The organism is Pontibacter oryzae, from assembly GCF_003576375.1.
GTDB classification, from domain to species: Bacteria; Bacteroidota; Bacteroidia; order Cytophagales; family Hymenobacteraceae; genus Pontibacter; species Pontibacter oryzae.
Window position 1 is genome coordinate 219,121 of record NZ_QWGE01000003.1, and the last position, 14,580, is coordinate 233,700.

14 protein-coding genes are annotated in these 14,580 nt (G+C 50.8%); 10 read left to right on the forward strand and 4 right to left on the reverse strand.

Going from position 1 to position 14,580, the window contains the following annotated elements:
• The first annotated feature begins 160 nt into the window (after positions 1–160).
• From D1627_RS09700 to D1627_RS09725, 6 genes are all read left to right on the forward strand, one after another.
• Positions 161–2,563, forward strand: a complete 2,403-nt coding sequence (locus D1627_RS09700) for a TonB-dependent receptor (RefSeq protein WP_199688412.1) — start codon at positions 161–163, stop codon at positions 2,561–2,563.
• A gap of 92 nt (positions 2,564–2,655) precedes the next feature.
• Positions 2,656–3,885 (forward strand): PepSY-associated TM helix domain-containing protein, encoded by a 1,230-nt coding sequence (locus tag D1627_RS09705; protein ID WP_119432055.1) that lies wholly within the window; start codon positions 2,656–2,658, stop codon positions 3,883–3,885.
• A gap of 156 nt (positions 3,886–4,041) precedes the next feature.
• Positions 4,042–4,530, forward strand: a complete 489-nt coding sequence (locus D1627_RS09710) for a TlpA disulfide reductase family protein (protein ID WP_119432056.1) — start codon at positions 4,042–4,044, stop codon at positions 4,528–4,530.
• A 31-nt stretch (positions 4,531–4,561) separates the two neighbouring features.
• The gene (locus D1627_RS09715; RefSeq protein WP_119432057.1) at positions 4,562–5,194 is read left to right on the forward strand and encodes a thioredoxin family protein; all 633 of its coding nucleotides are present in this window, start codon (positions 4,562–4,564) and stop codon (positions 5,192–5,194) included.
• Between the two features lie 196 nt (positions 5,195–5,390).
• On the forward strand, positions 5,391–5,600 hold the full coding sequence (locus tag D1627_RS09720) for a hypothetical protein (protein WP_119432058.1): 210 nt from the start codon (positions 5,391–5,393) through the stop codon (positions 5,598–5,600).
• A gap of 41 nt (positions 5,601–5,641) precedes the next feature.
• Positions 5,642–6,178 carry a GNAT family N-acetyltransferase gene (locus D1627_RS09725; RefSeq protein ID WP_119432059.1) on the forward strand — a complete coding sequence of 179 codons (537 nt, stop codon included), beginning with the start codon at positions 5,642–5,644 and terminating at the stop codon, positions 6,176–6,178.
• Here D1627_RS09725 and D1627_RS09730 read toward each other — a convergent pair whose 3' ends face one another.
• Positions 6,179–6,556, reverse strand: coding sequence for a hypothetical protein (locus D1627_RS09730; protein WP_119432060.1), 378 nt, complete (start codon positions 6,554–6,556; stop codon positions 6,179–6,181). It lies immediately after the preceding gene.
• A gap of 278 nt (positions 6,557–6,834) precedes the next feature.
• On the opposite strand from D1627_RS09730, the gene D1627_RS09735 reads away from it, so the two are divergent.
• The 4 genes from D1627_RS09735 (at position 6,835) to D1627_RS09750 (ending at position 9,497) form a co-directional block, all read left to right on the forward strand.
• Positions 6,835–7,461: a C40 family peptidase gene (locus tag D1627_RS09735; RefSeq protein ID WP_119432520.1), complete on the forward strand. Its 627-nt coding sequence runs from the start codon at positions 6,835–6,837 to the stop codon at positions 7,459–7,461.
• Between the two features lie 188 nt (positions 7,462–7,649).
• The gene (locus tag D1627_RS09740) at positions 7,650–8,201 is read left to right on the forward strand and encodes a YkvA family protein (protein ID WP_119432061.1); all 552 of its coding nucleotides are present in this window, start codon (positions 7,650–7,652) and stop codon (positions 8,199–8,201) included.
• 17 nt (positions 8,202–8,218) lie between these two features.
• The gene (locus D1627_RS09745; protein ID WP_119432062.1) at positions 8,219–8,416 is read left to right on the forward strand and encodes a hypothetical protein; all 198 of its coding nucleotides are present in this window, start codon (positions 8,219–8,221) and stop codon (positions 8,414–8,416) included.
• 340 nt (positions 8,417–8,756) lie between these two features.
• Positions 8,757–9,497: a M48 family metallopeptidase gene (locus tag D1627_RS09750; RefSeq protein ID WP_119432063.1), complete on the forward strand. Its 741-nt coding sequence runs from the start codon at positions 8,757–8,759 to the stop codon at positions 9,495–9,497.
• Positions 9,498–9,719: 222 nt separating this feature from the next.
• Here the strand turns inward: D1627_RS09750 and D1627_RS09755 are convergent, their stop codons facing one another.
• From D1627_RS09755 to D1627_RS09765, 3 genes are read right to left on the reverse strand one after another with little or no spacing between them, the layout of a single operon-like run.
• Positions 9,720–9,977 (reverse strand): acyl carrier protein, encoded by a 258-nt coding sequence (locus D1627_RS09755; protein ID WP_119432064.1) that lies wholly within the window; start codon positions 9,975–9,977, stop codon positions 9,720–9,722.
• A gap of 4 nt (positions 9,978–9,981) precedes the next feature.
• Positions 9,982–13,395 (reverse strand): efflux RND transporter permease subunit, encoded by a 3,414-nt coding sequence (locus D1627_RS09760; RefSeq protein ID WP_119432065.1) that lies wholly within the window; start codon positions 13,393–13,395, stop codon positions 9,982–9,984.
• A gap of 19 nt (positions 13,396–13,414) precedes the next feature.
• Positions 13,415–14,566, reverse strand: a complete 1,152-nt coding sequence (locus D1627_RS09765; RefSeq protein WP_119432066.1) for an efflux RND transporter periplasmic adaptor subunit — start codon at positions 14,564–14,566, stop codon at positions 13,415–13,417.
• Positions 14,567–14,580: the final 14 nt, after the last annotated feature.

Here is a 14,580-nt window from a genome sequence, read left to right on the forward strand (position 1 = left end):
TGCACATACTCGCTTCAATAAGCCCCTGATCTACTTGCATGCAGGCTATAGCCCTTTTACGTTTGCATCGGTTTAGAATCAGTCTAAATAACATTGTAAGGCTTTTCAGCCACCACTATAAAAAAGCGCTATGTTAAAAAAGTTTACACTATTAGTTTGCATGTTGCTGCTCGCACAATTGGTCTGGGCGCAAACAGGAACAATTACCGGCAAAGTACTGCGGGAAAACGGGCAGCCCGTGCCATCGGCCAGCGTGGTGGTGGAAAACACCCGCTACGGCACAGTTACCGATGAGCAGGGCGCTTTCGAGATTAAACGCCTGCCGGCCGGTACGTACCAGGTCCGCGCCATGCTGCTGGGCTTTGAGAGCAACGTGAAGCAGGTTACACTTAACCAAAACGAGAGCAAGGCCATCACTTTTACGCTGGCTGCCAAAGTTAACCAGGTAACGCAGGTAGAGGTATTTGGCGAGCGCGACAAGCAGCCCGAAAAACTTGATGCCATTACCAGGCTGCCCCTGAAGCCAAGCGAGCAGATCCAGAGCATTTCTGTGATCTCAGAAAAACTGATAGAGCAGCAGGGTGCGCTTACCGTAATTGAGGGTGTGCGCAACGTACCAGGCGTGTATACCTACTCCACTTATGGCGGCGTGCGCGAGAGCATCTCTTCCAGAGGTTTCCGGGGCATACCTACCCTTAAAAACGGCGTGCGCGTAATGACCGACTTCCGGGGCATTGGTTTCTCTACGGATATGCAGGGCGTGGAAAGTGTGCAGGTGCTGAAAGGTGCCAGCGCCATTACCATGGGTGCCGCCACAGACCTAGGTGGCCCGGGCGGTATCGTGAACATCGTTACTAAAACTCCTAAGTTCGAGAATTCTGGCGCGGTTTCTTTCCGTGCAGGCAGTTGGGGCTTGATTCGACCTACCTTTGATGTCCAGCGCGTGGTGGATAAAGACCAGAAGCTGGCCGTGCGCCTGAACGGGTCTTACGAGAACGGCGGCAAGTTCCGCGACCACATGGATAACGAGTCGTTCTACATTAATCCGTCCCTTGCCTGGCACCCGAACGCAAAAAGCACCCTAACCCTGGAGATGGATTACTTTAAAGAGGAGCAGGCAATTGACGCGGGCACGGTGAACCTATCGGTAGACAACAAGAAAAACGAGATCTATGACCTGCCTTCAGATCGTTTTCTTGGCTTTGAGACGGACAAAACAGACACCAGGCACATGACCTACACTGCCCGCTACAAGTATGATATCAGCAACAACTTATACTTGCGCGCTGCCGTGTTCAACTCCGACTATGACTCCGATGGTATCAGAACAAGCCTCTCGGGCCTGAAGAAGAATACTGCCGAAAACATTAACGTAGACCAGGTAAACGTATACACCCGCTCTATTGCCCATAACCAGGCGCGCGACGACAACAGCACCGTGATGCAGCTGGACCTGGTAGGCAAGAAAGTGAAGACAGGCGGCATAAACCACACGTTCCAGGTTGGCACAGACTACCGCTACATCGACCTGTTCCAGCCTTCTTACAACGCCATTGCAATTGATACCATTAATGTGCTAAACCCGGAAACGGTAACCAACACACTGCCAGCCAACGTGGCAGACTTTACACGCACGGGTGGCACGCACTCCTTCGACCATAGCTTTGGCATTACCCTGCAGGATGTTATTCAGCTTACAGACTGGGCCAGAGTATACGGCGGCGTGCGCTACAGCACCAACAAGTCCAGATCTGAAGGTGTATCCAGTACCACATCAGAGTTCTGGAACCCACTGGCCGGGGTCATGTTCACGGTGAAAGACGGCATTAACATCTTTGGTTCTTACACCAACAGCACCAACCCGCGCTCTGCCGCAGTAGTAGATGTGAATGGCGAGCCCCTTGGCGCTGAACGCATCGACCAGATTGAGGCAGGAATCAAATCAGAATGGCTCAACAACCGCCTGCGCTTTAACCTGACCTTCTACAAAATCAACAACAAAGACATGAACTTGAAGGCCTTCACCGTGGATAATAGCGGCAACGTGCTGGATGCGGGCTACTACATTAAAGGCGGGAACGATGAGCGAAAAGGCGTGGAAGTTGAGCTAACGGGCCGCGTACTGGAGAACCTGGAGGTTGTGGCCGGCTATGCTTACATCGATGCGCAGTACAAGGACCATACTACTTTTGTACCAGGCTCAGCACCAAACAATACCCCGAAGCATACTTTCAACGCTTACGCCAACTACACTTTGCAGAACGGCGTGCTGCGCGGCCTCAACCTGGGTGCCGGCGCCTACTACCTCGGCGAGCGCCCTTACAACGACTGGACACAGGACGGCGTGCAGTACCACGATATTCAGCCTGACACAGCGCCCTGGAACAACAAAGCTTATACTATCGTGAATGCGCAGGTTGGCTACGAGTTTCAGCAGCACTGGGGCGTGCGCGCGCTCTTCAACAACGTGTTCGACGAGGTTGGCTACGATGCCTACCGCTCAAACTTTATAGACAGAATACAGCCACGGAACTTCTCAGGTGTAGTTACCTATAAATTCTAAGGCCACATAACATACCTTTCCCGCAAAAGCTGCCGATATTTACCTCGGCAGCTTTTGCGTTCCCAAATCTCTGATTACCTAATGTTTGTACCATGAAAAAGTTTACCTGGCGAAAGCTGTTTAATGATGTGCATCTCTGGCTGGGCATTGCCAGCGGGCTTGTGCTTTTTGTAGTATGCCTCTCGGGCACGATTTATACTTTCAGGGAGGAAGTGGAGCAGCTCATGGACCCCGAGAAGTATACCGTGGAAGTGCCCGCTAACACCCCGGCCATGGCCCCGAGTGCGTTGATAAGCCAGCTGGAGCGCGAGCTGAAGGGCCAGGTTACAAGCATCAGCATTCCGGCGGATGAGGCAAGCACCTACACCATAAGCGTAGCCCCTGCCCAAACCGAGCGCAAGCCGGAAGGCCGTCCGAAGCAAGGCCGCGGCGAGCAGAAAGAAGGCCGCGGTGGCGAAGGCGGCGGAAGGCCGGCCACCTACTACGTAAACCCTTACACAGGCCAGGTAGTGGGCACGCCGGAGAGCGCCACCTCCGAGTTCTTCACAACTGTTATGAAGCTGCACCGCTGGCTGCTGGTAGAGGGCGAGGTTGGCAAAATCATCGTGGGCATTTCTACCATCATCTTTTTCTTTCTGGTGCTAACGGGCCTGTTTATCTGGATACCTGCCAAAGCCAAAAACTGGAAGCAGGGCCTCAAGATCAAGACAAACGCCAACTGGAAGCGCGTAAACCACGACCTGCACAATACCTTGGGCTTTTACTCCTCGCTGCTGCTGCTCGTGATGGCCATAACCGGCCTTTGCTGGTCGTTTGGCTGGTACCGCGATGGCTTGGGCAAAGTGCTGGGCGCTGAGGTATTTAAAGGCCGCCGCGAGAAGCCAATGAGCGTGGCCGCTGCTCCGTCGCCGGCGCTGTCGGTTGCGCAGTTCATCGCCAAAGCAAACGAACTGCTGCCGTACGCCGGCGACCTGCGCGTGTCGCTGCCCGCCGACGATACGACTGCCGTGGTGCTGCAAAAGAGCAAAACAGGCTTCTTTGCGCTGGCCGCTTCCGATAAGGTGCAACTAAACCCATACACCGCCGAGGCCTTGCAAGTAGACCGCTTTTCCGACAAGGCCTTTAACGAGCAGGTGGCCTCGCTGATAAAGCCGCTGCACGTGGGCAACGTGTTCGGCACCTTCTCCAAGATTTTATACTTTATTGCCTGCCTTGTTGCCACCAGTTTGCCAATTACCGGCACCCTGATCTGGCTAAACAAGCTGCGTAAAAAATCGAACAAAAAATCTCGCCGCAGCACCGCCACGCAGCTGGCAGGCTAAGCATACCGCTCATAACTTCTTTTTTAGCCCGGGCAAGTATACTTGCCCGGGCTTTTTCGTCTGATCTATAAGTTTTGCAGCCTAATTTATTAGGCAAGCAATAAAATTTCATAGCCTTTTATGCGTATAAACCAGCGGCATACGTTATTTTAGAGTATGAAAAAAAGAATCCTGTTACTATCGCTTTTGGGCATCCTTATAATGGCTTACAGTGCACAGGCGCAGCAAGTGCCCGTGATAAAGTATGATGGCTTGCAAAAGCTCCGCAACCAACCCCACGATACCCTGTACGTGGTGAACTTCTGGGCCACCTGGTGCCGCCCGTGCGTAAAGGAGCTGCCATACTTTGAGGCGGCCAGCCAACGTTACAAAAACCAGCCTGTAAAAGTATTATTAGTGAGTATGGATGCCGTGGAAGACCTGGATACCCGCGTAAAGCCTTTCATCAAAAAACGAAACATGCAGGCCACTGTGCTGCTACTTGATGAGGTAGATGGCAACAGCTGGATAGACAAGATCGAGCCTAAATGGTCTGGGGCGATACCGGCCACGATGGTGTTTAACAACAAGCGCGGCGTCTACGAGTTCAGGGAGGCCGAGATGACGGAGCAGGAACTTACCAGCCTGATCGAGAAGTATAAATAAGCTGATTTACCTAACCTTAAAAGCCATACTTATGAAAAAACGCAACCTGCCACTTATGTACATGGCCTGCCTGCTGCTGGTAAGCTTGCTGCTCGCGGCCGTGCCGGCCTCCGATAACGGTTACAGCGTAGGCGACACTGCCCGCGATTTCAAGCTGAAGAACGTGAACGGCAAAATGGTATCCATGGCCGATTACAAAGATGCTAAGGGCTTTATTGTGACCTTTACCTGCAACTCCTGCCCATACTCCGTTGCCTACGAAGACCGCCTGATTGACCTGCACAACAAGTATGCGCCAAAAGGCTACCCGGTTATCGCCATCAACCCTAACGACGCCAAGGTATCGCCGAAAGACTCGTTTGAGCAGATGCAGGTGCGCGCCAAGGAGAAGGCTTTTCCTTTTGCCTACGTCTACGACCAGACCCAGGAGATAACCAAAGCCTACGGAGCCACCCGCACGCCACACCTCTACGTGGTGCAAAAGCAGAAAGACGGCTCCTTTAAGGTAGCCTACATTGGCACCATAGACGATAACTACAAAGACGCCAGCCAGGTGCAGAAAAAGTATGCCGAAGCCGCCCTGGACGAGCTTGTTTCTGGCCAGAAGGTAAGCCAGCCCAACACCAAAGCCATCGGCTGCACCATTAAGTGGAAGGAGGCTTAAGCGTTAGCTGCAAAATATAAAAACGCCTCTGCCGGTTCTGCTGGCAGGGGCGTTTTTTGTTACCCTCAGCTAAGTGTAAACTGCTGCTGAGATTTCTTATCTTGTGGTAGAAATGGGGTGTGGGCATAAAAGCCTTTCTCTAACTATAAAAACTTAAGTTCACCCATCCTTAAGCCTACTATTATATTACGGTATCATGAAAAAGATTAACCAGTTTATTCTGGCGCTTACATTCTCCGGCATCATTGGCTACTTGGCTGCTGAGGCTGTTTTCGGTTTTGGAGGGGGATGCGATGGTGGCCTCTGCGGTATTACCACGCTATTCGCAATTGGTGTCACGTTAGTTTTATTTATCTTGTTCTCAGTAATCAAGGCTGTACTATACATCACTAAACGCAAGCAATAGTACATACTTTAACTGTATAGCTTAATTTCCCGGAGCCACCCATGCCACAGCCTTACCATACTTTCGAAACCGAACGCTTGCTTTTGCGGGCCACTACCGAGGCCGATGCGCCATTTATGCTGGAGTTGCTTAACAGCCCGAAGTGGCTGCAGTTTATCGGCGACAGGCAGGTGCATACCGAGGAAGATGCCAAGCAGTATATCAGGTCGCGGATTTTGCCGCAGTTTGAGCGGTTGGGCTATGCCAACTACACGGTTACCCGCAAGGCTGACGGTGTGCCGCTGGGCACTTGCGGCCTTTACAGCCGCGCAGGCCTGAGCGGCATTGACATTGGCTATGCTTTTCTGCCCCAGCACGAGGGCCAGGGCTATGCTTACGAGGCAGCCGCTACGTTAAAGGAAGCAGCCTTTCATACGTTGTTGCTACCGGCTATTGGCGCTATTACCACAAAATCAAACCACAGTTCCCAGAAACTCCTCCAGAAACTTGGCCTGCGCTTTATGAAGTATATAACCCTGCCCGACGAAGACGAAGAGCTGATGTATTTTGAGCTGCAAAAGCCGGAGAGCCATACGTGATCACACCTCTTTCTTGGTATCGGCGGGCAGCGGGAAACCGGTAGGCTGCACCGCCCCCGACGCTCTTTTGGCCGGGCTTTCGTGCTGGCAGTGCTTCATGCCAGCCTTGCGTGCCTCCACTTCATACTTGTTATTGTAGTACCCTACCCGCCACGACTCGCGCAGGTATAGCCACAGAAACCTGAAAAAGCCGTGCTCCTGAAACTGCCGGATATGGCACAGCTCGTGCGCCAGCCAGCCTTCGTTTCGCAAAAACTCTGTGCGGCTCACTCCGCTTAAATGTATGCTTTTGCCCAGCACCATGGCCACGTTGCTGCTTTTTAGCACCATGCGTGCAATTCGGGCAAAGAAAGAGCGTTCAACTATTTTGTAATCCATAAACCTGAAAAATTGCACCGGTGGTTGCCCTGGCCTATGTGGCCTTTGGGTGAATCTGTGCGCCTACCTGGCGAAAGCATCAGTCTATCAGGCAAGTAACTGCAGATTTTTATTGCCGGTGTTAAGTATTACACTTATTTTTGCACTGCTGTTGCCGTGTGCGGTTGCCTGGCCCAGCATTATTGGCTTTGTTCTGTCATGTTTTACCCTTCATGCCAGCACTTGCCAACGGTGAAATTGTATGCCCGCTTTGGCGGTGTCAGATCAAGCTAAACCTTATGAAAAAATCTATTATCCTTTGTGCGTTTGCGCTGCTGTCGCTGGCCCTATCGTACTTCTACGAGGTTACGCCAGCACAATCGGCCACTCCGGAAACTACTGCCCTTCCGGCTTACGCTATCACTCCTTACGCCATAAACTCGCCAGAGGACATGGTGCGCGCTCTGGAACTGAACGAACCTTTGGAGGATGAGGAAGCCGACCAGCCTTACGAAGAGTACCACATCCGGAAGCTGGGCCTTACGTTTAAGAACCCCGCTTACCGCGACCTGGTGGAAACAGCCTCTAAATGGATTGGCACCCCTTACCGCTACGGCAGCAACTCGCGCCGCGGCACCGACTGCTCTGGCTTTGTATCCAGCATCTACCGCGATGTGTACGGCATCAAACTAAACCGCAGCTCGCGCTCCATCTTCCAAAACGTTGCGCATATCCGTAAAGACAGCATCCGCACCGGCGACTTAGTATTTTTCCGGCGCAGCGCTAAAGGCCCGATCTTCCATGTGGGCATCTACCTTAAGAATAATAAATTCATACATTCGGCGACTAGTGGCGGCGTGCGCGTAAGCTCTTTATCAGAGCCATACTACCGTAATTACTTTTATGCCGCCGGCCGTGTAAACTAATATATATACACAAACAACCTGAGGCCCTGTAGCATCGCGCTGCGGGGCTTTTTGTTTTACTACGGCATAACAAATTTTGAGGTAGCAAGTATAGGAAGGTTAACGTTTGTTTCGGCAAATTGCACCCGTTTGGCACCAAAGTATGCCAAGCCCACACAAACACATTAAGTATAAGCACGTACACAATCATGGATAACAAAAGAGCAGAAGGCAAAAACGTAGCGCAGAGTGCCATCTTTAAAAACATCCTTAACAAGGCAGAGGCCTACCTGAAGCACCCGTCGCAAGTGGCCAAACTGGTTACCGATACGCTTAAGAAGGCCACCGCAAAAAAAGGCGTGGGGGCACTGGCCGGCGAGGTCTGGGAAAACCTGCAATTACTTACGCGTATGATAAAAGCAGCCACTGCCGGTGAGTATAAAGGCATACCAACCCCAACGCTGGTTGGCGGCGTGGCCGTATTGATCTATTTCCTGATGCCGATTGATGTAATCCCGGATGTGATTCCGGTAATCGGTTTGCTGGATGATGCAAGTTTGCTGGCCTGGTTCATGACTAGTATCAAATCGGAGTTGGACAGGTTTAAGGAATGGGATGCCACGCGCCCAATAAAGGTTAGCCCCAAGGAGAAAGCCCAGCAGGAAACTGAAACTCCTACTACCGATACCTCTTTCGGAACGCCAAAGTATAGCGACCGCGCCGCTGGCGATGTACAGATAGAAACTAAAAGCGATTTATAACCAAAACTATAATTAACATGGAAGCAAATAAAAAAGATTGGGATAAAACAGCACAGGATGCAAAAGGAGACCTTAAAACAGGCCGTATTCCGGACAAGCATACCGATGCGCAGTACCGCAACGTAAGCGACAAAAACAGCAACGACCCGAATTCTGTAAAAGGTGAGGCCAAGCAGCAAGAGGGAAAAACTAAAAAAGAAGGCGGCCACGAGTGAAGTGCTCGCAGCGCTACCACAGATAGCAGCCGCACACACAAAAACCCGCACGATGACATGCCAACAGGCGGAAACATCAGATAAAAGAGTGATTAAGAACAAAGAAAGGCAGCCGCACAAAAGCTATTTGTGTGGCTGCCTTTTGCATTTTAGAGCACATTCATACTTCTCAGATTAGTTTACTGGCGCATATCATATATTACTTTATTTATTAAAATATAGAACAATATTAATACAACGTTTTATATTAAATCTCACAAAAGCTTAGTGCTCAGGCTTTTTTTAATGAAATTAATACCTATCTTTGGCAAGAGGATTTTGTACTTTAACTTTTAGCCAAGTGTCTTCATCATTCTTACGTCTTACATCCGTTAACCTGCACATCGACGGAATCGGCAAAGTGCTGTTTGAGCGAAGCGACAAAGCCAAGCGCCTAAGCATTAGCGTGCGCCCTTTAAAAGGCGTGCGCGTAGCAGTGCCGCCGCACATCAGTTTCGAGAAAGCCGAGCAACTTATTTACACCAAAGCCAGCTGGATAAAAGAGCACCAGACGCGCATGCAGCAGCATGAGCAACAGATAACGCTCTATGACCACGACAGCGAATTTAAAACCAGGCACCACAAGCTTCGCCTGCTTACACATGCCCGCTACGATATGCGCTGCGTTATCCAGAATGGCTACCTTGATGTGTTTTACCCTGCCTTTAAAGAGGTGAAAGACCCTGATGTGCAAAAGTTTATCCGCAAATCCATTGAGGAGGCTTACCGCAAGGAGGCCAAGCAATACCTGCCGCAGCGCGTAAGATACTTCGCTGAAAAGTTTGGCTTCGAGTACCAAACGGTGTTTATCAAAAACGCGAAAAGCCGGTGGGGCAGCTGTTCCCACACCAACAACATCAACCTGAACCTGCACCTCATGCGCTTACCCGATGCGCTCTGCGATTACGTGATTCTGCATGAGTTGGCGCACACGGTAGAAAAGAACCATGGCCCGGGCTTCTGGTCGCTGCTCGACAGTGTATGCGGAAACGCCCGTGACCTTGACAAGAAACTGAAGGACTTTAGAATTTCCATCTTTTAAAGAATACGTTATCGCTGAACTTTACTGCCTGTTTATACTTCCTGAACTCAACAAACGCTTGCTGCGGCGTGCCTGCTGCCCAAGTATGAAAACAGTTCGCCTTTTGTTGGCAGAGCTTAAAAGATAGTACAAAGTATAATACTTTGACGTATGTATAAAAACAGAAAGCCCTGAAGCATAACTTCAGGGCTTTCTGTTTTTATAAAGTATGAGCTGTTGTTATTAGCTGGCTTTTCTGATGGTGTGGGTGGCCACGAAATCAACGAAATCGCCTACAGTATCAATCGGCACTTCGTCCGGAATAGTGATCTGGAAACTTTTCTCCAGTTCCAGGATGATATCCACCAGATCCACGGTATCGAAACCAAAGTCCTGGAACAGCCGCTTGCTGATTTGCAAGCGGTCAGGCTTAATCTCCTTGGTCTTGCTAATGATGCGGATAACCTCCTGCTCAATAGCATTATCTGTTGTAGTAAGCATAAAATTATAATGTGTATTCTCTAACTTTTCCGTTCACGCGCTGCTCCTGCTCTTGCTGGAACTTCAGATCGCGCTTTTTCTTTCCTATGATTCTATCTTTCAGTTTCTCGTTAAGCAAATACATTACCGGTACTACCAACAGTGTTACCAGAGTGGCAAAGCCAAGGCCGAAAATGATCGTCCAGGCAAGCGGTCCCCAGAAAGTCACGCTGTCGCCACCCAGGAAGAAACCTGATTCAAACTCTGTAAACAAAGTATAGAAGTTAAGGTTTAAGCCTATCGCCAGCGGGATCAGGCCAAGTATGGTAGCCGTAGCCGTAAGCAACACCGGGTTAAGGCGCGTTTTACCGGCCTCAATAATGGCTTCTTTCAGTTCCTTGCCCTCGCCGATAAGTATGTCCGTGAACTCCACAATAAGTATACCGTTCTTCACCACGATACCGGCCAGTGCCACAATCCCCACACCGGTCATCACGATAGACACGTCCATGCCGAAGATGGAGAAGCCCAGAAGTACACCGATGATAGAGAACACCACTTCCGAAAGTATGATAAACGGCTTGGAAACGGAGTTAAACTGCGTAACCAGGATCAGGAAGATGATGCAGAAGGCTGCGGCCAACGCTATCAGCAGGAAGCTTGCCGTTTCCTGCTGCTCCTCTTGCTGCCCGCCCATGCCAATCTCATAGCCTTCCGGCGTATCAAAGTTGTTGAGCGACTCCTGTATCTGCTGCACCACTTCGTTGGCGTTGTAGCCATCCAGCACGTTCGACTCCAGCGTTACCACGCGTTTCAGGTTTTTGCGCTTAATACCACCGTATGTGGTAGAGTAATCTATACTTGCCACCGATGAAAGCGGAATCTGGCGCACCTGGCCCGAGTTCATGTCGCGGTAGGTGATGCGCATATCCAACAGGGCATCAATGTTATCGCGGTATGGCTCAGCAAAGCGGATCTGGATCGGGTACTCTTCCTCGTCCAGCTTAAACTTGGAGGCTTCGCGGCCAAAGATAGCGGTACGCACCTCACGGCCAATCTGGCCGGTGCTGATGCCCTCGCGGTTGGCGCGGTCGCGGTCAATGTTGATCACGATCTCCGGCTTGCTGTCTTCCAGGTCTGAGCGCAGCTCCTCGATACCGGCAATACCCTGTTGGTCAATGTACTGCTCCACTTGCTTGGAAAGGCTTATCAGGCCTTCAAAATCCTCGCCGGCAATCTCAATCGACACGGGCTTTCCTACTGGCGGGCCATTTTGCTCCTTATCAACAGTGATATCTGCGCCAGGTATACCTTTCACGGCATCGCGTATGCCAGACAGGTAATCGCTGGTAGATTTATCGCCTTCACGGTCTTTATACTCGACAAAGGCAACGGTAACCTTTCCTTTATGCGATTGTGCCGTAGTGGAGCGTTCGTTTTGGTCGCCGGCGCCAATGGCCACGTTCGATATCACAGATTCAACATCGGGGTTATCCTTACCGATAACGCTGTAAATGCGGCGCTCTACAATTTTTGTAACCGAGTCTGTAACAGCCTGATCGGTACCGATAGGCATGTTGATATAAGTATAGACAAAGTTCGGAGCCCCTTGCGGGAAGAAATCAACTTTGGGAGGCCGTACCGCTGTCAGAAACAGTGAGAAAAAAAGAAGCACAATTACTCCTATAAATACACCAATCGGGCGCTTGCCTAGCAGCATCCAGCGCAGCAGGCTTTCGTAACCCGACATGAACCTTGGCAGCACACGGTTCTGGAACTTGTCGATCAGGCCAGTAAGGACATACTTGTTAAGTAAGATAAGCAACACAAGCAGTATGGACAGGTTTGCCACCCCATAAGAGCCGGCTATATACCCGATAATGCCAACCGCAAAGCCAATAGCAATTAGTATCCAGAAAATTTTGCGCGAACGCGGAGATGATTCCCCCTCGCCGTGGCGCTTCATAAAGGACACTGCAAATACAGGGTTAATGATAAACGCCACCAGCAACGAAGATACCAGTGTTACGATGAGCGTAATTGGCAGGTAGAACATGAACTTACCCACCACGCCGGGCCAGAAAGCCAGCGGCAGGAACGGCGCCACTGTGGTAAGCGTACCGGCCAACACAGGCACAAACACCTCCCCGGCAGCAGCCTTCGCCGATTTCACCACATTCATACTTGTGGTATGGTAAATTCGGTGCGTGTTCTCGATCACCACAATGGCATCATCCACCACAATTCCTAAGGCAAGCAGGAACGAGAAAAGCACGATCATGTTCAGCGAGAACCCTAATGTTGGCATCAGGATAAAGGCCAGGAACATTGAAATAGGCACCGACAAACCAACGAAGATTGCGTTGGTGGTACCCATAAAGAACATCAGGATCAGCGTTACCAGCACAAAACCGATGATGATGGTATTTATCAGGTCATTCAGGGTATGACGCGTTTGCTTGGATTGGTCGCCGGTGATGGTGATGTTCAGATCGCCGGGTAAGGTAGCGCCCTGCATCTCATCAATCGTCTCACGTATCTTGTCCGATGCCTCGATCAGGTTTTCGCCGCTGCGCTTGATGATGTTAAGTGTGATTACCGGCTGATCGCCAAGGCGGGCGTAACTTTCCTGCTCCTCAAAGCCTTCTTTTACCTCAGCTATATCGCGCAGCTTTATGTTTGCGCCTTGCAGCGACTTGAGCACGATATCGCCGATCTTGTTTGGGTCTGCGTACTGGCCCACCACACGCACTGACCGCTTGGATTCGCCTACAGTTATGTTACCACCCGAAACAGTAACGTTTTCGGCGGCAATAGCATTAGCAATATCATTAAAAGTTACCTGGGCTGCCTGCATTTTATACAGGTCCACGTTTACCTGCACCTCTTTATCCAAGGCACCTACCATGTCTACGCGGGTAATCTCCGGGAAAGCCTCGAAACGATCCTGAAGCTCTTCGGAGTACTGCTTTAGCTGGTCCAGGCTGTAGTTACCAGCCACGTTCACGTACATGATCGGAATCTCAGAGAAGTTTACTTCCTGTACCGATGGTTCCTGATCCAAATCGGTAGGCAGGTCAGCGCGGGCTTTATCCACAGCGTCTTTTACCTGCTGTTTGGCTTCGGCCACCTCCACATCGGTGTTAAACTCCACGGTTATCATCGAGAAGTCCTGCACCGAGTTAGAGGTTACTTTTTTAACCCCATTAATGGCCTTTATCTCCTTTTCGATGGGGCGCGTTACCAGGTTCTCCATATCGGAAGGAGATGTACCCGGGTATACTGTGCCTACAAATACTGTCGGGATAACTATATCAGGGAAATTCTCTTTCTGTAGATTGATATAAGAGAAGATACCCGCCAGTGTAATAATGATGGTCACGATATAGATACTGGTTCTATTATCGATAGACCAACTGGTTGGCTTGAACTGTTTCATCGTTTAAAGCTTTAGAGTCTTACTTCTGTGTCAGGCCGTTTTCCGTAAATACAATCGGCTGCCCCTCGTTTACACTCTGGTAACCCGCTGTAATCACTTTGTCTGCCGCCGTCAGGCCGCTAAGCACCTCTACCTTGCCGCCATAGTTCACGCCGGTCTTTATCTCCTTGCGGGAGGCCACATACTTGTCGCCTTCTTTTTTGGCAACGTATACATACTCCGACTTCTCGTCTTTCTGCACCAGGTTTACCGGCAACACCAGTGTGCCTTCGTTTTTATAGTCTTGTATGCGCACCACGGCTACCATGTTCGGGCGCAGGGCTACCTCGTTGCCGTTTTTCAGGCGCAACTCCACAGTAAATGTGCGGCTGTTTGGGTCAATGAAGCTGCTCACCACATCCACGGTTGTCTGCACCTCTTTGTCCACGTCTGGGAAGTATACTACTGCTTCGTCGCCTTTAGAAATCTTAGCCTGGTATGCCTCCGATACCTCCGCCACAATCTTGCCGCCCTGCAGGTTCACCACCCGGATAACGCCTATGCCCGGCGAAACAGCCTCTCCGGCGTTCGGGATCACTTCATCCACTACCCCGCTGATAGGCGCCTTAATGTTGTATTGGTCGCGCTGCTGTTGCAGGGCCGCCATGTTACGCTCCAGAGCCTCTTTGTTGTTTTTGGCTGTGAGGAACTGCATTTCGGTCCCGATTTTCTGGTCCCATAGGTTTTTCTGCTTTTCGTAGGCAATGCGGGCCAGCTCTAGGCGGGTTTTAAGCTCGGCGATGTTCTGCTCCAACACCTGCGCATCGATGGTTGCCATAGTTTGTCCTTTCGAAACACGGTCGCCGCGCTCTACGCGTACGCTTGTAAGCACACCAGGTACTCTGGCGCTTACCAGCACATCTTCTTTAAACTCTACTTTGCCCTGCACCTCCAGGTAATGGCGGAACGTGTCCTGCTCCAACGATGCCACCGACACAGGCACCGTTTTCTTTTGCACGGCCACGGTTTTTCCTTCGGCTTTCAGCTCGGCCTCAAGCTCGGCGATTTGCTCCTGCAAGGCAGCTTCCTGCTCTTTCAGGCTGGCCAGTTGCGCCTCTTTATCGTTACCGCCGTTGCAGGCTGCCAGGCCAAGCAGTACGGCCATCGATGAGATTTCTATAATTCGTTTCATGTTCAGATTCGGTA

Bases quoted from the DNA above. Each gene is read 5' to 3' on its own strand.
- D1627_RS09765 (WP_119432066.1), bottom strand. From the start codon at position 14,566: ATGAAACGAATTATAGAAATCTCATCGATGGCCGTACTGCTTGGCCTG.
- D1627_RS09745 (WP_119432062.1), top strand. From the start codon at position 8,219: ATGGAAGCAAATAAAAAAGATTGGGATAAAACAGCACAGGATGCAAAA.
- D1627_RS09725 (WP_119432059.1), top strand. From the start codon at position 5,642: ATGCCACAGCCTTACCATACTTTCGAAACCGAACGCTTGCTTTTGCGG.
- D1627_RS09755 (WP_119432064.1), bottom strand. From the start codon at position 9,977: ATGCTTACTACAACAGATAATGCTATTGAGCAGGAGGTTATCCGCATC.
- D1627_RS09700 (WP_199688412.1), top strand. From the start codon at position 161: ATGTTGCTGCTCGCACAATTGGTCTGGGCGCAAACAGGAACAATTACC.
- D1627_RS09705 (WP_119432055.1), top strand. From the start codon at position 2,656: ATGAAAAAGTTTACCTGGCGAAAGCTGTTTAATGATGTGCATCTCTGG.
- D1627_RS09710 (WP_119432056.1), top strand. From the start codon at position 4,042: ATGAAAAAAAGAATCCTGTTACTATCGCTTTTGGGCATCCTTATAATG.
- D1627_RS09715 (WP_119432057.1), top strand. From the start codon at position 4,562: ATGAAAAAACGCAACCTGCCACTTATGTACATGGCCTGCCTGCTGCTG.
- D1627_RS09720 (WP_119432058.1), top strand. From the start codon at position 5,391: ATGAAAAAGATTAACCAGTTTATTCTGGCGCTTACATTCTCCGGCATC.
- D1627_RS09735 (WP_119432520.1), top strand. From the start codon at position 6,835: ATGAAAAAATCTATTATCCTTTGTGCGTTTGCGCTGCTGTCGCTGGCC.
- D1627_RS09740 (WP_119432061.1), top strand. From the start codon at position 7,650: ATGGATAACAAAAGAGCAGAAGGCAAAAACGTAGCGCAGAGTGCCATC.
- D1627_RS09730 (WP_119432060.1), bottom strand. From the start codon at position 6,556: ATGGATTACAAAATAGTTGAACGCTCTTTCTTTGCCCGAATTGCACGC.
- D1627_RS09760 (WP_119432065.1), bottom strand. From the start codon at position 13,395: ATGAAACAGTTCAAGCCAACCAGTTGGTCTATCGATAATAGAACCAGT.